This window comes from Azomonas macrocytogenes, assembly GCF_014191985.1.
GTDB classification, from domain to species: domain Bacteria; phylum Pseudomonadota; class Gammaproteobacteria; order Pseudomonadales; family Pseudomonadaceae; genus Azomonas; species Azomonas macrocytogenes.
The window spans coordinates 73,653-90,362 of the sequence record NZ_JACHXI010000004.1; the positions used below are offsets into that span (position 1 = coordinate 73,653).

Sequence of the window (16,710 nt, forward strand, 5' to 3'; positions counted from 1 at the left end):
ATACGCCATAAGGATGGACGAGGGCGAAGCGATATCCATCATGGTCAATTTTGTTCGATGGATATTACTTTGCGCCATTCTATCTATGGGCTTAAAAGTCCCAGCGGGTAGTTAGCATCATGTTGCGGGGTTCTCCATACATATAACTATTTGCCGCTCCATAATTAACATAATAATATTTATTCAGTAAATTGTTTATATTGAGAGTTGCGGAAATGTTGTTGGTAACCTGATATTTACCCATGAAATTAAGTAGCCAGAAAGCTTCCTGCCTGTATTGATGAGCATTGCTGAGATAGTCTGTACCATTTCTCCAGGTTGTACCCTGATAATTGGCGCCACCACCAATGGTAAACTTACTCAAGGCTCCAGGCAGGCGATAATTCGTGTAGAGCTTGAGCATGTTTTCCGGCTGCTCCGTCGACAGCTTTTCATTGGTTCTGTCCTCTCGAATAACCTGATGGGTGAAGCCTGCTTGAATATTCCATCCCGGTGTCAACTCACCTGTTATTTCCAGTTCCACGCCTTTGCTTTTGGCTTTTACTCCTCTATATATACTATAGTTTCGATCATAGTCGTAGCCGACATATTCGGCGCGATTATCCTGGCGAATTTCAAAATAGGCCAAGCTGGCATTCAAGCGGCCATTGAACCATTCGCCCTTAAAACCACCTTCGTAGCTATCTCCTTCATCTGGTTGAAGGATGCCATAGTTTTCGTCCCGGGCATCTTGTGGTTGGAAGATTTTGGTGTAACTGGCATAAACCGAGAAACTGTAGTTTAGGTCATAAGTAATACCTGCAAAAGGAACCACTTCTCCCGTTTCACGCATATGGCTAGTACCACCTCTACGATAATTAGTCACTCGACTACCCAGAATCACAGCAAGATCATCGGTTAGGCTGAAACGGGCACTGGCATAATAGGCGCGTTGGTTGATTATATCCTCCGTACTCCAGGTAACTCTTCCCCAGTCCGGTTTATGTACATGACCATTCCAGTCCCAGAAATTATCAATGGGTATCACTGTGTATCTATGCACTGATCCTTTGAGATGATTATGGTAACCGCTAACACCTACTGCCAGCTCATGGGTGCGGCCAAAGAGTTCGAAAGGACCACGGGCATAAGCCTCCAGCGCTCCGCTTCTTGTTTTGTATCTGGCCACGTTACTCTGTAAGTTAGCACTTCCATTATCAGCATTGGGGGCATATAGAATGCCTCCGAATTCACCATTTTGCGCATTTCTTTGAAAGGTGTAATAAACTCGGCTAGTCCAACCATTGTCGAACTCATGATCCAACTGAGCAAATAAAGCATGACTGAACTGATCAGAATGGCTCCAGGTTGCTGAAGGATTAAAAGAACGAGACTTCTTGATTGTATTATTATAGCTATCCCAGAATGGAACCCCACCCCACATAGTTCCTCTTGGCCTTTTTTTGTCGTAATTACCACCTAAGGTCAACATCGTTTGTGGAGACAAATCCACTTCTAATATTCCATAGAGCGCCCGGGTTTGTTCCTTGGCATAATCTTGGAAGGATTGTTTATCTTGAAAGGAAGCGGCGACACGACCACGAATGCTACCATTTTCATTCAAAGGTCCACCGGCATCCCATTCAGTGCGGTAATTATCCCAGCGGCCTGCTTCGGCGGTAGCGTGTCCAGAAAATTCATAGGTAGGCTTTTTGCGTACTAGATTAAGTGTAGCGCCAGGACCACCTGCACCGGTGGTTAAACCGCTAGCACCTTTAATAACCTCTACGCGATCGTATTGGATCATATCGCTTGTAGTCTGCCCCATAAAGTTTACGCCATCACTTATTACAGGGATTCCGTCGTACTGAAAGTTACGGATTTGATAGCCGCGCGCATAATAAAAGGAACGTAAGTTATCCTGTTTAGTTACAGTAATACCCGGCGCATGTTCCAAAACTTTATCGACATTAGTCAGATTAAAATCATCCATATGCTGGCGGGTAACCACAGTGACCATTTGTGGGGTTTCACGTGGTGTCAGCACTAATCGGGTGGCGGAGGCAATGGTGCCAGGTGTATAGGACTTGGTCTGCTCGGTGATGGTGCCGAGTGAGTTGTCGACTACCCGCATCGCATCCAGGCTTATCGACCCGGCTGATTCGGTTTCCACCAGCACATATCCGCCACGGTCTTGCCGCTCTGCCTGCAAGCCACTGCCGGCCAGCAAGCGGTGCAGGGCTTCGTCCGAGGCGAAGGTGCCTTGCAGGCCCGGGGTGCTTTTGCCGGCCAGCAGTTTAGCGTCGAAGGCGACGCTCACGCCGGCCTGGCGGGAGAACTGAGACAGGGCAGCATCCAGGCTGCCGGGGGCGATGGAAAACTCCTGGCTGGCGGTCTGCTGGGCGATAGCTGTGGCCGGCATGCTCAGGATCACGCTCGCCAGCGGCAGATACAGCAGGGCGCCGCGCACCGCGGCGGCCAGGGTGGCGGGTCGGGAACTGTGGGGCAACGGCTGTTTGCGCAAGCTCATGGGGGCCTCTCGTTGGCAGTGAGCGAAATGTCACGACCTGAGTGCCGAATGAGAATCGAAATTCCTTCACTTACCGGTGAACTATTTTCGCTGTCGTCCCTATTTTGCTCAGGCAGCGCCCAGACGAACCCAGTAGCGGGTCAGGCGGTGCAGGTACAAACCATGGCTTTGGGCGATGAAATCGAGAGTGGCGTCGATATCGCTCAACTGGAAGTTGCCGCTGATCGGCCGTCGGGCGATGGCCGGGTCGCAGCCGAGGTAGCCGTGGCGATGGCGGGACAGTTCGGCGAGCAGCTCTTCCAGGGGCAGTTCACGGGCGATCAACTGGCCGTCGAGCCAGCCGTTCGGCACGCTGTGGCTTTGGGGCAGTTGCAGGGCCTGGCCGGAGTTCAGCAGCCATTGCTGGCCAGCCTGGGCGATCCGAGGTTCGCCATTGCCGGCGGGGTGCAGACTGACTGTACCTTCTTCCACCATCAGCCGCGTCGCTTGTTCGTCCAGGCGCACGTTGAAGCGGGTGCCCAGGGCTTCCAGCAGGCCGTCGCGAGTTTGTACGCGCAACGGCCGTTCGGCGAACTGCCCGGTATCGCTGTCGCTGATCAGGTGCAGTTCGCCACGCAGCAAGCGCAGCAGGCGCTGCTCGCTGTCGAAATGCAGGCTGACGGCGCTATCGGTGTTCAGATCGAGCTGGCTGCCGTCGGCCAGCCGCCAGCGGCGGCGTTCGCCGACGGCGGTGCTGTGATCGGCCACCAGGCGTTGCCAGGGGGTGACTTCGCTGGCGCCCCAAGTGGTGGCCCCCAACGCGCCGAACAATAGCGTCAGTTTGCCGAGCTGGCGGCGTCTGAGCTGGGCCTTTGGCAGCTTGCCCAGGGTTTGCATGGCCAAATCGGCCGGCACACCAGCGAAGCGGCCATGCAGACTCTGCACCCGCTGCCAGGCTTGGCGGTGTTGTTCGCTGGCCTCGTGCCAGGCCTGAAAGGCGCTTTGGGTATTGGCATCGGCTTCGTTGTAGGTCAGCCTGACCGCCCAGTCGATGGCCTGCTCGATCACTGCCTCCGGCAGGCGCTCTTGCGGGGTGCGGCTCATGGCTCTTGCTCGAACGCCAGCCGATAGCAGTGGCGCAGCGCCTTGGCGATGTAGCGTTCGACGGTGGAGAGGGACACGCCGAGACGCTCGGCGATGCGCGGGCAGCTCAAGCCTTCGAGCTGGGCCAGCAGGAAGGCTTCGCGCACCGCCGGCGGCAGTTCGTCGAGCAGGTTGTCGATGGCTACCAGCGTTTCGATCATCAGGAGACTGACCTCGGGGCTCGGCGCCTGCTGCTCCGGCAACTGTTGCAAGGTCTCCAGCCAGGCCCGCTCGATGTCGCGGCGGCGCCAGAGGTCGATCAGCAGGCCGTGGGCGATGGTGCGCAGGTAGGCGCGCGGCTCTTCGAGCGAGAGATTCTGCCGGCGTTGCAGAACCCGCAAAAAGGTATCCTGAGCCAGGTCGGCGGCATCGCTGGAGTCGTTCAGCCGCCGTCGCAGCCAACCCTGGAGCCAGCCTTGGTGTTGGGCATACAGATGGGTGATGCTGGAGTCACGGGATAACATTGGCGACGCTTTCCGTAGCAGAGAGAACCTGTTCACGATCTGCTGCGCGTCGGCCAAACGGCGTTGAAAACGGCCTGGATCGCCAGCTCGGTCGAAATGCTCATTTACCATTTGTAAACTCGCACGCGAGCCCGGTCCGCTTTCTCAGGTATTTTTGCCACCGTTTAGCTCTAGCTCGCAAGATCGTGAACAGGCTCTGAGGGCGTTTTACCCAATACAGGCGCAGGGGCTACATGAGTCTATGGGGAGTGAAATACCTGTCAGGCCTTGTCATCAGCCGGCCGGCTTTCAATGGACCCGTATTCATGAAGATGCGCCATCAAATGATAATTCATCTCATTATCTGCATTGATCGGATCGCTCTGCAAGAGGGCTCGTTTTCATCGCCAGCCATCAGTGCTCGATAGGCCCGCTCCAGGCTTGATGCAGGAGGCCATTGGTATTGTTTGGTTATAAGCTTAGTCGATTATTTCCAAATCGGTAAAAATCATGTTCCTCCTGACCCTACCGCTTATTCAAGTCGGATTAAGGTTCGGAAAATAGATTCTTCCACGAGGCAAACCTTCCCGGATTCGCTAAACGATCTTTCCGAGCATCACTGGAATTTCGCGTGAGGGTGCCGTTTTGTCTGTAAAAAGTGGAGAAAATCATGAAAAATCTTGCAACAGTGATGATGGTGGCTCTTCCTTGTCTGGTTATGGCTGATGTGTTACAAGCCGGTGAGGAAGAGGTGACCACGGCGCCAGCCTCGGTAACGACAGGCACCCGGTTTAATTTGAATACGGAAAATATTGTTTCCGATAAAAGGGATAATGTAGTCGACGAAGGTGACCCGCAAGCGCTCGAGGCCGAGGAGTATCACTACGGTATGAAGCCGGATATAAAGAAAGTCATTTCGGTTGAGAGCGACTCGACTGTGTGCGCTGTCGTGCCGGCCTACATGCTTTATGAAGACTCGCATGGCGAAAGGCATTTGCTGCGCTATCAAGTCATGGGTGGCGGTTGTCGCGGTTGATTCGAGTCGTGTTCTGCCATTCGCCGGCAATCCGGCAGATTATCCAGTGAATGAAGTAGGTGCTCCGTACCTTGGCGATGTGGCAAGAGCACATCGCCCGGAGTGGACGTCAGTCCTTGCGACAATCTGGCATCTCTGGCCAGGCAGCTTGAACCACCTGTGCAGTCCCTTGATCCGGGCGCGCTCGTTTGGCGGGTTTTACCAACGTATCGTTCAAACACTCTAGAATCCGCTCCCGTTTATTTGCATCGCTGCGAGCCCCACATGACCTTCGCCTCCCTGGGCCTGATCGAACCGCTCTTGCGGACGTTGGAAGCCCTCGATTACCGCACTCCGACGCCGGTCCAGGCCGCAGCCATTCCGGCCGTGCTCAAGGGCCGCGACCTGCTTGCCTCGGCCCAGACCGGTAGCGGCAAGACCGCCGGTTTCGCCTTGCCGTTGCTGCAGCGGCTGGCTCTGGAAGGCCCGCGCGTGGCGAGCAATTCGGTGCGCGCCCTGGTGCTGGTGCCGACCCGCGAGCTGGCCGAGCAGATTCAGCAGAGCCTGCAGGTCTATGGCCGCGATCTGCCGCTGGGCAGTTATGCGGTCTACGGTGGCGTCAGCCTGAACCCGCAGATGATGCGCCTGCGCAAGGGTGTCGATGTGCTGGTGGCCACGCCGGGCCGGTTGCTCGATCTCTACCGACAGAACGCCGTTGGGTTCGAGCAGTTGCAGATCCTGGTGCTGGATGAGGCTGATCGTATGCTCGATCTGGGCTTTGCCCGCGAACTGGACGAGCTGTTCGCTGCACTGCCGAAGCAGCGCCAGACGCTGCTCTTCTCCGCGACCTTTTCCGCTGCGATCCGGCAACTGGCCGGGGAAATGCTGCGCGATCCGCTATCTGTCGAGGTCAGTCCGCGCAACGCGGCGGCGCGCTCGGTCAGGCAGTGGCTGATTCCGGTGGACAAGAAGCGCAAGGGCGAGCTGCTCTTGCATCTGCTGCGGGTGCGGGGCTGGGGGCAATTGCTGGTGTTCGCCAAGACCCGCAAGGGGGTCGACCAACTGGTGGCCGAGTTGCAGGCGCAAGGCCTCGACAGTGATGCAATCCACGGCGACAAGCCACAGCCCGCCCGCTTGCGGGCGCTGCAGCGTTTCAAGGATGGCGAGGTTCAGGTGCTGGTGGCGACCGATGTGGCCGCGCGCGGCCTGGATATCCAGGATCTGCCGCTGGTGGTCAATTTCGACCTGCCCGGTGTTGCCGAAGACTACGTACATCGCATCGGCCGCACCGGTCGCGCCGGGGCCAGTGGCGAAGCGGTCTCGCTGGTCTGCGCCGACGAAGTGGACCTGCTGGTCGCCATCGAGACGCTGATCCGCCAGGTACTGCCGCGCCATGAGGAGGCAGAATTCAGCCCTGAACACCGCGTGCCGCTTACGGCTCCCGGTGGCCAGGTCATCAAGAAACCGAAAAAGCCGAAACAACCCGAGGAAGTGGTAGCCAAAGGCCGTGTTCACCTGGGTAGCTGGTTCGAGGAAGGTGAAAAACCCAACGCCCGGCCGGTACGCCAGGCACCGAAGCTGAGTGGCCCACGGCAGGGCGAACCTCGCCCCAAGAAGCGCTAAGGCGCATATCTTTCAACGTCTTTCGCCAGCCGTAGGCTGGAAAACCCGCGCAGCGGTTTTCCACCGGAGAGGCCGGGCAGTTCGCCGCTTGCTCGTTCGGTGGACAAGCCTTCGGCGTTGTTCACCCTACGCGGGGGAAGACCCGCGTAGCGGTTTTCCACGGGTAACAGGCTCTAAGAAATTTGTTGGGATGTCGTTGTCGTCTCGGGTGGCGACAAAGCCGGTACGCAAGCAGTCGGAGGGATCGACAACTGCTCCTGTTCATCGTTGCCGACCCGAAATGGCTTGGGCGGTTCGTCGAAGTATTCCGCGTTTGCGTCGGCCTCCAGAGTGCTGGAAGGCTCTTCAGTGCTGGAAGGTTCTTCGCGGATCGGCCACCAGGCAATGGCCGACAAGGCCAGGGCGATGGCTTGCCAGGCCAGGCAGAGCGTATCGAACCACACCATTGCCCCATCATTTACCAGCAGCGACGTCAGCCGTGCGACCACCAGTAGCGCCATGCTGAACATCAGCATGACCAACGCCGCCCGGGCACGCTCCTGGGTACGCAAGGCCCAGAGCAGAAACAGAGCCAGTCCCATTTGCAGCCCGCCATACCAGGTGCGCATCTGGTCGATCGATTGGCTTTCCATCAGCAGCATGCCATTCAGGTTGGCCATTTCGTAGGGAAAGAAGTTGTAGGCCAGGCCAAGCGCCGCCATCACCAACGCCTGCAGGGCCAGCACAAACCGGGCAAAACGCATCGATTTATATCTCCTGGAAAACGGCGAGTCGGCCCGCAACGGCTCGAGCCTGCCAAACGACACACAGACCAGATCGGCTGCCGTTCGTTCGGCATGGGTGGTCATCTGCCGCAGATTGCATTATCGAGGCTGCTGCTGCACTGAACATGTGACGTAGCCTATTCTCCAAGGAGAAACAGAGCGAGCAATGGAGTGATGCTATGCGTTGGGGAAAAGCACGAGAAAGCGATAACGTGGAGGATGCCAGACGTGGCGGCGTACCGGTCGGTCGCCTGAGTCTGGGTGGCATTGCCATCGTGGTGGTGGTGGGGTTGTTGAGCGGCCAGAATCCCATGCAGATTCTCGACCAACTGATCGGCCAGAGCGCGGTGACGACTTCATCGCAACAGGGGGCGCAACCGCAGGCGGTACCCGCTGCCAACGACCCGGAAATGCGCTTCGTCCGCTCTATTCTCGGCGATACCGAAGATACCTGGCAGGCGCTGTTCAGCCAGGCAGGTAAGCAATACCGGGACCCGACACTGGTGGTGTTTCGCGGTGGCGTCAATTCCGCCTGCGGCTTCGCCACGGCGGCAGTGGGGCCGTTCTACTGCCCTGCCGACCAGCGGGTCTATCTGGATTTGCAGTTCTTCCAGGATATGGCGACGCGCTTCTCTGCCGCCGGTGATTTTGCCCAGGCCTATGTGATCGCCCATGAAGTCGGCCACCATGTACAGACGCTGATCGGCATTCCGGGCAGTATGGAGCGCGCCCGCCAGGGTGGGGCGTCGATGGAGGGCGCCACGGGCTTGCTGGTTCGCCAGGAACTGCAGGCTGATTGCCTGGCTGGCGTCTGGGCCTTCCATGGCCAGCAGCGGCACAACTGGCTGGAAGAAGGGGATGTGGAAGAGGCACTCAACGCTGCCAACGCTATCGGCGACGACCGCTTGCAGCACCAGGCCCAGGGCCATGTCGTCCCGGATGCCTTCACTCATGGCAGCTCGGCCCAGCGTGTGCGCTGGTTCAGCACGGGGTTCAAGAGCGGTGATCCGGATAGCTGCGATACGTTCGCTGCGCAACGGTTGTAAGGGCTGCAAGCGCTGGAGCCTCCAGACTCCAGCCGCTATCCGATGAGCCGCTTCAGCTCCGCGCAATCGCGTACATACAGATCGGCCAGCTCCGGCCAGAGATTTTCCGGCGTGTTGACCAGAATGCCGTAGGCACCGGCAGCCCTGGCGCATTCGAGATCGTTGCGGAAATCGCCGACCATCACCAGGTCGCTCGGCGTGACATTCCACTTGCGGGCCAGATGCAGCAGGCCACACGGATCGGGCTTGGGCAGGGCTTCGTCGCGACCGAGGATGTCGTCGCTGGCGAAGCAGTGATCCAGGCCGACTACTTTCAGCGTCATCACCGCCAGTTCGTGGGCATTGCGGGTCAGCATGCCCAGGCGGTAGCCGCGAGCGCAGAGCTCTTGCAGCAGCTCGCAGGCGCCGGGCGCGGGGCGGGCGGCGCGCGCCAGTTCGCGCTCGTGCTCCAGCAGCCAGTGGCGCTTGGGGGCGGCTTCAACTTCCGGCAGGGCGGCAAGGTGACTCAGGATGTCCGCCTCTGCAGGAATCTCCAGCGCCCGGCGGATCGCCGGAAAGTCGTGCGTGGCGATGGTCAGCGTGCCATCCATGTCAAACACCCAGTGGTGTACGTTGGCAAGTTTCATGTCCGTTCCTCGCGTTTGCGAATCAGCCCTTCCTGGGCCACGGAGGCGACCAGCCGGCCCTGGCGGTCGAAGATTCGGCCACGGGCGAGCCCGCGCGCGTGGCCGGTCCAGGGGCTTTCCAGGCTGTAGAGCAGCCACTCGTCGGCGCGAAATTCGCGATGAAACCAGATGGCATGGTCCAGGCTGGCCATTTTGATGTCCTTCTGCCAGAGCGAGGCGGCATGGGGCAGCAGGGCGGTGCCGATGAGAAAGAAATCCGAGGCGTAGGCCAGCAGATAGCGATGCAGGGCGGGATCGTCCGGCAAGCGGCCAGCGGCGCGCATCCAGATGTGCTGGAACGGCTCCTGCGGTTGCAGTGGCTTGAATGGATTCTGCATGCCTACCGGCCGATGCTCGATGGCCCGGCGTCCGGGAAGGTGGCGGCGCAGCGGTTCGGTAGCCTGCGCGGCCCACTGCTGCATCAGCTCGGCATAGCTTGGCAAGTCGTCCGGGTCAGGTACGGCGGGCATGCTCGCCTGGTGCTCGAAGCCTTCTGCCGCGTTCTGGAACGAGGCGATGGAGCTGAAGAGAATCTGGCCCTTCTGGACCGCGCTGATCCGGCGGGCGCTGAAACTGCCGCCATCGCGCAGTCGTTCGACCTGGTAAACGACCGGCAGCCGGGCATCGCCAGCCCGCAGGAAATAACCGTGCAGCGAGTGTACCTGCCGCCCCTCGACCGTCTGGCTGGCCGCCGAGAGTGCCTGGCCGAGCACCTGACCGCCGAACAGCTGGGGAAAGCCCAGATCATAGCTGGCGCCGCGAAAGAGATTGTCCTCCAGAGGCTCCAGGGCGAGCAGCCCTACCAGGGTGTCGAGTGTCTGGCTCATGTGGCGTTCTTCCTTACAAGGTCGCGAAGGCTTGTTCAATGGTGCGTCAAGCCAGGGTTGCTGACCAGTCCCGACGCTCGTCGCGGCTTCTTGAGGGGCGCATGGTGCTGCCGCCATACTGGCAGGCGTTCAACCGATTCCGAGTCTGCATGCCTTCTCTACCGCTGGTATTCCACGATGACTACAGCCCGCCGCTGCCGGAAGGCCACCGCTTCCCCATGGAGAAATTCCGCCTGCTGCGTGAGCATCTGGTCGCCAGCGGCCTGACCACCGATGCAACCTTGTTACGCCCTGAGCTGTGTCCGCACGAGATTCTCGCCCTGGCTCACGATCCGGCTTACATCCGGCGCTATTGCAGCGGCGAGATGAGTCGCGAGGAGCTGCGGCGCCTTGGCTTGCCCTGGTCGCCGCAACTGGCGCAGCGCACCCTGCGTGCCGTGGGCGGCTCGCTGCTGACGGCGGAATTGGCGCTGCGCCATGGGTTGGCCTGTCATCTGGCCGGCGGCACCCACCATGCCCATTACGATCAGGCTTCGGGCTTCTGCATCTTCAACGACCTGGCAGTGATTGCGCTCTATCTGCTGGAAAGCGGGCGGGTCGGCCGAGTGTTGATCTTCGACTGCGACGTGCACCAGGGCGACGGTACGGCGCGCATCCTCGAACGAATCCCCGCGGCGGTGACTGTCTCGTTGCACTGCGAGAAGAACTTCCCGGTGCGCAAGGCACAGAGCGATTGGGACATCCCGCTGCCGGCCGGCATGGGCGACAGCGACTATCTCAAGGTGGTGAACGAAACGCTGGATTACCTGTTGCCGCTCTACCAGCCGGATCTGGTGCTCTATGACGCCGGGGTCGATGTACATCGCGACGATGCCCTCGGCCTGCTGGAGTTGACCGACGCCGGCCTGGCCGCACGTGACGATGCCGTGCTGGAGCATTGCCTGGGGCGGGATATTCCTGTCTGCGGCGTGATCGGTGGCGGCTACGACAGGGACCACGCGGCTGTGGCACGACGGCATTCGAGCCTGCATTTCGCGGCGGCCAGGGCATGGCAACGCTATGGGTTGGGTTAAGGCCTGTTGACACGACTGTCGCGAGCCGTATCAGTAGCGTCAACAGGCCCTAGCCAGGCAAGTCCAGCCAGTCGAGTATGGCGACTCCCACGGCTGCTGGCGCCTCGCGCTGGGGGAAATGGCCGATACCGGGCAGCAGAATTCGATGATAGCGGCCGCTGAAGTATTCGCGGGAAGCCGAGGTCGAGGGATCATTGCAGCAATCGTCCACGCCATGCAGCACCAGGGTCGGCACGGTAATGACCGGTGTGCCGCGTAGGCGCGCCTCCCACTCGGCATAGGCCGGATCACCCTCGGCATGGCCCCAGCGCTGGCGGTAGGAATGCAGGGTGATGGCCAGCCAGTCGGGGTTGTCGAAAGCCTGCGCTGTGTCCGCGAAGAGCGCCTCGTCGAAGGCCCAGCCCGGCGCCCATTCGCGCCACAGGTGCTGGCACAGGGCGCGTCGGTCCGCGCGCAACGCCGCTTCGCCACGGGGCACGGCGAAGTACCAGTGATACCAGTAATTCTGTGCCTGGCGCAGGCTCAGCGGCCCCGGCGCGCCGTAACCCACCGACAGCGCGACGCAGTGGCTGACCCGTTCGGGCCGCAGCGCGGCAAGGATATAGGCGGCCCGCGCGCCCCAGTCGTGGCCGATCACGGCGAAGCGCTGCACACCGAGGGCATCCACCAGTTCCAGGATATCCGTGGCGATGGCGCTGAGCTGGCCGCTGCGCGGTGTCGCCGCAGCGAGGAAGCGGTTCGGCCCGAAGCCACGCAGGTAGGGCACCAGGGTGCGCCAGCCAGCGTCGTTCAGGGCCGCCACCTGGGAAGCCCAGGTAGCGATGGCGTCCGGCCAGCCGTGCAGCAGCACGGCGACCGGGCCAGCGGCGGGGCCGCTGTCGGCATAGTGCTGTTCAAGCCGCGAAGTACGCAGGACGCGCAGATTGTCAGTAGCCATAGGCGACCTTCGAGGTCACACCGAGCCCACCCACCGCGGCCAGGGTGTTGTCGATCTCGCCGGCGCGGCCACGGGCATTGAAGGTGACCCGATGATTGAGCCGGCGCTGCGGCCAGTAGTCGGCCAGGGCGTAGTGCTGGGTGCTGCGGTTGTCCCACACGGCGATGCCGTTGGCCTGCCATTTGTGGGTGTAGATGAACTCCGGCTGTTTTACCCAACTGGTGAGCAAGCGCAGGATTTCGCGGCTTTCCAGGGCCGACACGCCGTTGATCTGGCGGGTGAAGGTTTCATTGACGAAGAGTAGCTCCTTGCCCGATTCCGGATGCTTCAGTACCACCGGATGGACCACCGGCTTGAACTGGCGAATCGAGTTGATCAGGACCTCCTCGCCGAGGTTGGCCAGGTAGTTGCGCCACTGGCTGGTCTCCCAGGTGTGGGTCGCATCGAGGCCACGCAGGTAGTCTCGCAGGCCCGGCGAAAGCGCGGCGAAGGCCTTGCTCATGCTGGCCCAGGCGGTATCGCCGCCCACCTCGGGCACTTCGGTGAGCTGGATCACCGTGCCGGCCGGCGGGTTTTCCAGCCAGCTCAGGTCGCTGTGCCAGTGGTCCACCGAAGCCGGGTGGTCGGCGTCGGTGGCCAGCACCTCGATCTGCGGGTGCGAGTCCTTGCGCGGAAAGTAAGCGCCCTGGGCCACCGGGCCGAACACCGCAGCCAGTTCCAGATGCTGCTCCGGGGTCAGTTCCTGGGGCGCGAAGAACAGCACCTCGAAGTCCAGCAGGGCCTGGTACAGCTCCGCGCGCACTGCGTCGCTGAACGGCCGGGTCAGGTCCACGCCGTCGATATGGGCGGCGAAGTTCGGCAGTTGCGGGCGCGGACGGATATGCCGGTAGCGCTCTTCGATGGGGATCAGTTGCTCGACGGACTTGGCTTTTTTGTAATCGCTCATCAGGTGTCTCCTGCCACTCAGGCGAAGGTATCGAGGAAAGGTTTGGGATCGAAGTAGGTTTCGGCGCGGATCGGCTCCTTGATCGCTCCGACTTCCTGATTGAAGTCGGTGACTTGGTTCAACCAGCGCTGCACCGAGCCGTCCCGGTAGTATTGCGGCCACTCGGCAGTGGCATACCACTGCACCAGGGCGTACTGGCGCTTGAGTTCGGCCAGATCGAATTCCTTGTATTTGTCCTTGGCGAGGATCGCCAGGGCCTCGTCCGGGCTGCCGGTGAGCAAGTCGTTGGCCTTGGCCCAGCCGCGGATGAAGCGTTGCAGCAGTTGCGGCTGGCTGGCATGCAGTCCATTACGCGCCGACCAGCCGTCCACCACCGTGGCATCGGGAAAGTCGGAGGATTGGGCGACCAGCAGCGAGTCGGGCCGGCGCTGGCGGATCGGCGTGTCGAACGGCACCCACAAGGCGGTGGCCGGCACCGAGCCGGCGATGAACGAGATCACCGCCTGATCCAGGCGCTGGTGGACGATTTCCACGTCCTTGGTGCTGTCCAGGCCGACGCTCTTCAGCGCCCGGTGCAGGAAGAAATGCGCGGTGGTGCCGCGGGTAGTGGCGATCTGCCTGCCCTTGAGGTCGGCAAGGCTGTGGATGCCCTGGTCCGGATCGGCCCAGATCTGCGCGATGCCGGTTTCCAGGGCGTTGATCAGGAACGCCTTGCCCTGGCCGCGCGCCGGGAAATTGGAGATCACCGCGCCGGTGGTGACCAGGTCGATGCTGCCGCCGGCCAGCGCCTGGTAGGCCTCCAGGCCGGTGACGAATTGCACGGTGTCGAGCTGCAGACCCTGCGCCTTCCAGGCGCCGAGGTGCTCGCCGAGCCACAGGTGGCCGTCGGCGGACAGGGTGTGCAGGTAGCCGACCTTGAGGGTATCGCCAGCCTGGGCGAACCGGCGCGGGGACAGCAGGCCGAGGGCGCTGGTGGCAACGATGCCTTGAAGGAAATGTCTGCGTTGCATGTTCAACGGTTCTCCGGGTGCAGGGTGTTGGCGATGTCTTCTCGTTGCTGCTGGGCGTATTCGGCCATCACCCGGGCACGCAGATGCGCGTGCAGGCGGACGAATTCGGAGGTGGCGCGCACTGACTCGTCGCGTGGATAGGCGAAGGGCACTTCGATGATTTCGGTGATCCGCGCCGGGCGGGCGCTGACCAGGACGATCTTCGAGGACAAGTAGAGCGCCTCGTCCACCGAATGGGTGATCAGCAGCACGCTCTTCTCCTCCTGGCGCTGCAAATCCAGCAGCAGGTCGTGCATTACCAGCCGGGTCTGGGCGTCCAGGGCACCGAACGGCTCGTCCATCAGCAGGAATTCGGGATTCACCGCATAGGCGCGGGCCAGTGCCACGCGCTGACGCATGCCGCCGGACAGGGTGTTGGGCAAGGCGTCGCGGAAATCGCCCAGCCCCATCAGCGCCAGGTACTTGTCGACGATCACCGCGCGTTCAGCGGCATCGCGGCGGTTGGCCGCCAGGGTCAGGCCGAACTCGATGTTCCCGCGCACGCTCAGCCAAGGGAACACGCCGTACTCCTGGAACACCACGCCCCGCTCCGGGCCGGGAGCGGTAATCGGCTGGCTGCCGAGGGTCACGCTGCCCTGGGTCGGCGTACTCATGCCGGCGGCCAGTTTCAGCAGGGTGGTCTTGCCGCAACCGGAAGGGCCGATCAGCGAGACGAACTCGCCCCGACCCAGATCCAGGGAGACATTCCGCACCACCCAGCCATCGTTGGGTGCGCCGGCGTAGCGCACCGAGACATTGCGGAACTGGATTTCGCGTTCGCTCGTCATCACTTCACCTGCTCCTGCCAGCCGACCAGGCGGGCACTCAAGCGGACCAGCAGGAAGTCCATCAGCATTGCGGTAAAGCCGATGCTGAACAGCCCCAGATAGATGGTTTCCAACTGAAAGTAGGAAGCGGCGATCTGGATCATCGAGCCCAGCCCCTGCTGCGCCGAGATCAGCTCCGAGGCCACCAGGGTCATCCAGCCCACGCCCAGGGCCACCCGCGACGCGGTCAGCACATGGGGCAGGGCCAGCGGCAGGATCACTCGCACGAACAGCTCGCGCTCGCTGGCACCCAGGGTGCGGGCGACGTTGATGTAGATTGGCTGGATGCGCGAGATGCCCTCGTAGAGCACCACCACCGAAGTGAAGAAGGCGGCGTAGACCAGCACCAGGATCTTCGCCGGCTCGCCGATGCCGAAGTAGACGATCATCAGTGGAATCAAGGCGATCGGCGGCAGGGCGCGGAAGAAATTCAGCACCGGCGTCATCACCCGCCGCGCTCCGGCATACCAGCCCAGGGCGAAGCCCGCTGGGATCGCCAGCAGTACGCCGAGAGTCACGCCACCCAGCACGCGCAGCGTGGAGGCTGCCCAGTGACTGGCCAGGGTGCCGTCGAGCAGCAGTTCATAGCCCTGGCCGAGCACGCTGGAGATGGAGGGGATCAGGCCGGCGTACTTGTCGCTGACCATGCGGATGGCGCTCCAGATCAGCAACAGGACCAACCAGGGTGAGACCAGCAGCGCCACACGACGCCAGGCCCGCAGGCGTCCGAACCCGCTCCTGGTTCGGCAACCGGCACTGTCCGAATCGTCCAGATTCAAGGATTTGCTTTTGAGCATGCTTGGCATCCTTCACGGCACACAAGATGGTTGAGGTGTCGTATATGTAAAAATTGAATATATTTATTTTCTTTAATTCTTAAAGGTAATATGTGTACGCAAACGTCAACCTGCCTCCGCATTCATCGCCCATGGCGGATGCGGATTGGCTGGATTAATGGAAAGGGCTTCGCCGCGCTGCCGCATCCCTGATGGGAGCGGTTGCACAGAGGTCATGCGCTTGCAGTTTTACGGATAGACTGAGGCAAAATCTGTCGTCTATGCGACAAATTTTAGACCTAATCCGCCTATGCATGGCAGCAAAGATTATGAGCACACTCGGCGAATTGCCTTGGTACTGGGATCGTTTCGACTTCTTTGAGGGAACCTCCAGCGAGGTACGCGAGAAGGTCATGGCGCGCACCGAACGTCACGAGTTCCGGCGTGGCGCTACCATCTTCCGGGCCAACGATCCGGCCACCCGGATATTCCTCCTGGAGCAGGGCCTGGTGAAGATCTTCCATCTCTCCGGCCAGGGCGAGATCACCATCTTCTGGTTCTGCGTACCCGGCGATCCCTTTGGCGCCGGCGGCATTTCCGGTGCCAGCGAGCAAGCGGTGTTCGCCCAGGCCCTGGAGCGCTCGGTGGTCCATTCCCTGAGCCGGGCCGACTTCGAATGCCTGCTGCATGAGCATCCGCGCCTGGCCATCAACATGATCAAGCAGGTGAGCGGCCGCCTGCGCCTGGCCTGCGACGCAGTGACCGACAAGATCACCCGTCGCACCGATGCTCGTCTGGCCCGTATCCTGGTGCGCCTGGCGCGCAACTGGGGCGAACTGCAGGGTGAGGAAATCCGCTTTCGCGTGCGCATCACCCACCAGGAGCTCGCCCACCTGGCGGGCTCCTGCCGGCAGACGGTGAGCAGCATCCTCAGCGATTTCATGCGCCAGGGACTGATCCGCTTCGAGCGGCGCATCTTGGTCGTCGTCAGGCCGGAGCTCCTGATTGCGCGGATGGATGATTGACTGCTGGCTACGGTACGCCTGCCATGCAACCGTCATGCTTTTCGCACTGCCATCGGCGGCGCT

Annotated in this window: 16 protein-coding genes; 5 read left to right on the forward strand and 11 right to left on the reverse strand. The window is 61.0% G+C overall.

Going from position 1 to position 16,710, the window contains the following annotated elements:
- Window positions 1–91: 91 nt before the first annotated feature.
- From FHR87_RS05610 to FHR87_RS05620, 3 genes are all read right to left on the reverse strand, one after another.
- A complete protein-coding gene (locus FHR87_RS05610) occupies window positions 92–2,509 on the reverse strand; it encodes a TonB-dependent siderophore receptor (protein ID WP_183165740.1) in 2,418 nt (805 codons plus the stop codon).
- Between the two features lie 108 nt (window positions 2,510–2,617).
- A complete protein-coding gene (locus tag FHR87_RS05615; protein ID WP_183165741.1) occupies window positions 2,618–3,592 on the reverse strand; it encodes a FecR domain-containing protein in 975 nt (324 codons plus the stop codon).
- Window positions 3,589–4,095 (reverse strand): sigma-70 family RNA polymerase sigma factor, encoded by a 507-nt coding sequence (locus FHR87_RS05620; RefSeq protein ID WP_183165742.1) that lies wholly within the window; start codon window positions 4,093–4,095, stop codon window positions 3,589–3,591. Before FHR87_RS05620 ends, FHR87_RS05615 begins: the two co-directional genes overlap by 4 nt.
- 649 nt (window positions 4,096–4,744) lie before the next feature.
- On the opposite strand from FHR87_RS05620, the gene FHR87_RS05625 reads away from it, so the two are divergent.
- A complete protein-coding gene (locus FHR87_RS05625; RefSeq protein ID WP_183165743.1) occupies window positions 4,745–5,110 on the forward strand; it encodes a DUF2790 domain-containing protein in 366 nt (121 codons plus the stop codon).
- Between the two features lie 264 nt (window positions 5,111–5,374).
- Window positions 5,375–6,712, forward strand: coding sequence for an RNA helicase RhlE1 (locus FHR87_RS05630; protein ID WP_183165744.1), 1,338 nt, complete (start codon window positions 5,375–5,377; stop codon window positions 6,710–6,712).
- 173 nt (window positions 6,713–6,885) lie between these two features.
- On the opposite strand, the gene FHR87_RS05635 is transcribed toward FHR87_RS05630, so the two are convergent.
- Complete coding sequence (locus FHR87_RS05635) at window positions 6,886–7,455, reverse strand: DUF4345 domain-containing protein (RefSeq protein ID WP_183165745.1); 570 nt, start codon at window positions 7,453–7,455, stop codon at window positions 6,886–6,888.
- A 200-nt stretch (window positions 7,456–7,655) separates the two neighbouring features.
- On the opposite strand from FHR87_RS05635, the gene ypfJ reads away from it, so the two are divergent.
- Window positions 7,656–8,522, forward strand: a complete 867-nt coding sequence (gene ypfJ / locus FHR87_RS05640) for a KPN_02809 family neutral zinc metallopeptidase (protein WP_183165746.1) — start codon at window positions 7,656–7,658, stop codon at window positions 8,520–8,522.
- Window positions 8,523–8,557: 35 nt separating this feature from the next.
- On the opposite strand, the gene FHR87_RS05645 is transcribed toward ypfJ, so the two are convergent.
- Window positions 8,558–9,148: an HAD family hydrolase gene (locus FHR87_RS05645; RefSeq protein WP_183165747.1), complete on the reverse strand. Its 591-nt coding sequence runs from the start codon at window positions 9,146–9,148 to the stop codon at window positions 8,558–8,560.
- On the reverse strand, window positions 9,145–10,014 hold the full coding sequence (gene tesB / locus FHR87_RS05650; protein ID WP_183165748.1) for an acyl-CoA thioesterase II: 870 nt from the start codon (window positions 10,012–10,014) through the stop codon (window positions 9,145–9,147). The genes FHR87_RS05645 and tesB overlap by 4 nt, the downstream gene beginning before the upstream one ends.
- Window positions 10,015–10,163: 149 nt before the next feature.
- Between tesB and FHR87_RS05655 the strand changes: the two genes are divergently transcribed.
- Window positions 10,164–11,087 carry a histone deacetylase family protein gene (locus FHR87_RS05655; protein WP_183165749.1) on the forward strand — a complete coding sequence of 308 codons (924 nt, stop codon included), beginning with the start codon at window positions 10,164–10,166 and terminating at the stop codon, window positions 11,085–11,087.
- Window positions 11,088–11,136: 49 nt separating this feature from the next.
- Here FHR87_RS05655 and FHR87_RS05660 read toward each other — a convergent pair whose 3' ends face one another.
- The 5 genes from FHR87_RS05660 to FHR87_RS05680 are packed head-to-tail and all read right to left on the reverse strand — an operon-like array spanning window position 11,137 to window position 15,643.
- On the reverse strand, window positions 11,137–12,024 hold the full coding sequence (locus tag FHR87_RS05660; RefSeq protein WP_183165750.1) for an alpha/beta fold hydrolase: 888 nt from the start codon (window positions 12,022–12,024) through the stop codon (window positions 11,137–11,139).
- The gene (locus FHR87_RS05665; protein ID WP_183165751.1) at window positions 12,014–12,970 is read right to left on the reverse strand and encodes a TauD/TfdA dioxygenase family protein; all 957 of its coding nucleotides are present in this window, start codon (window positions 12,968–12,970) and stop codon (window positions 12,014–12,016) included. Before FHR87_RS05665 ends, FHR87_RS05660 begins: the two co-directional genes overlap by 11 nt.
- Before the next feature lie 17 nt (window positions 12,971–12,987).
- Window positions 12,988–13,980, reverse strand: coding sequence for an ABC transporter substrate-binding protein (locus FHR87_RS05670; protein ID WP_183165917.1), 993 nt, complete (start codon window positions 13,978–13,980; stop codon window positions 12,988–12,990).
- Between the two features lie 2 nt (window positions 13,981–13,982).
- Window positions 13,983–14,807, reverse strand: coding sequence for an ABC transporter ATP-binding protein (locus tag FHR87_RS05675; protein ID WP_183165752.1), 825 nt, complete (start codon window positions 14,805–14,807; stop codon window positions 13,983–13,985).
- Complete coding sequence (locus FHR87_RS05680; RefSeq protein WP_183165753.1) at window positions 14,807–15,643, reverse strand: ABC transporter permease; 837 nt, start codon at window positions 15,641–15,643, stop codon at window positions 14,807–14,809. Before FHR87_RS05680 ends, FHR87_RS05675 begins: the two co-directional genes overlap by 1 nt.
- A gap of 308 nt (window positions 15,644–15,951) precedes the next feature.
- On the opposite strand from FHR87_RS05680, the gene FHR87_RS05685 reads away from it, so the two are divergent.
- Entirely contained in the window at window positions 15,952–16,647 is a 696-nt protein-coding gene (locus FHR87_RS05685; RefSeq protein WP_183165754.1) for a Crp/Fnr family transcriptional regulator, read from the forward strand.
- Window positions 16,648–16,710 lie beyond the last annotated feature (63 nt).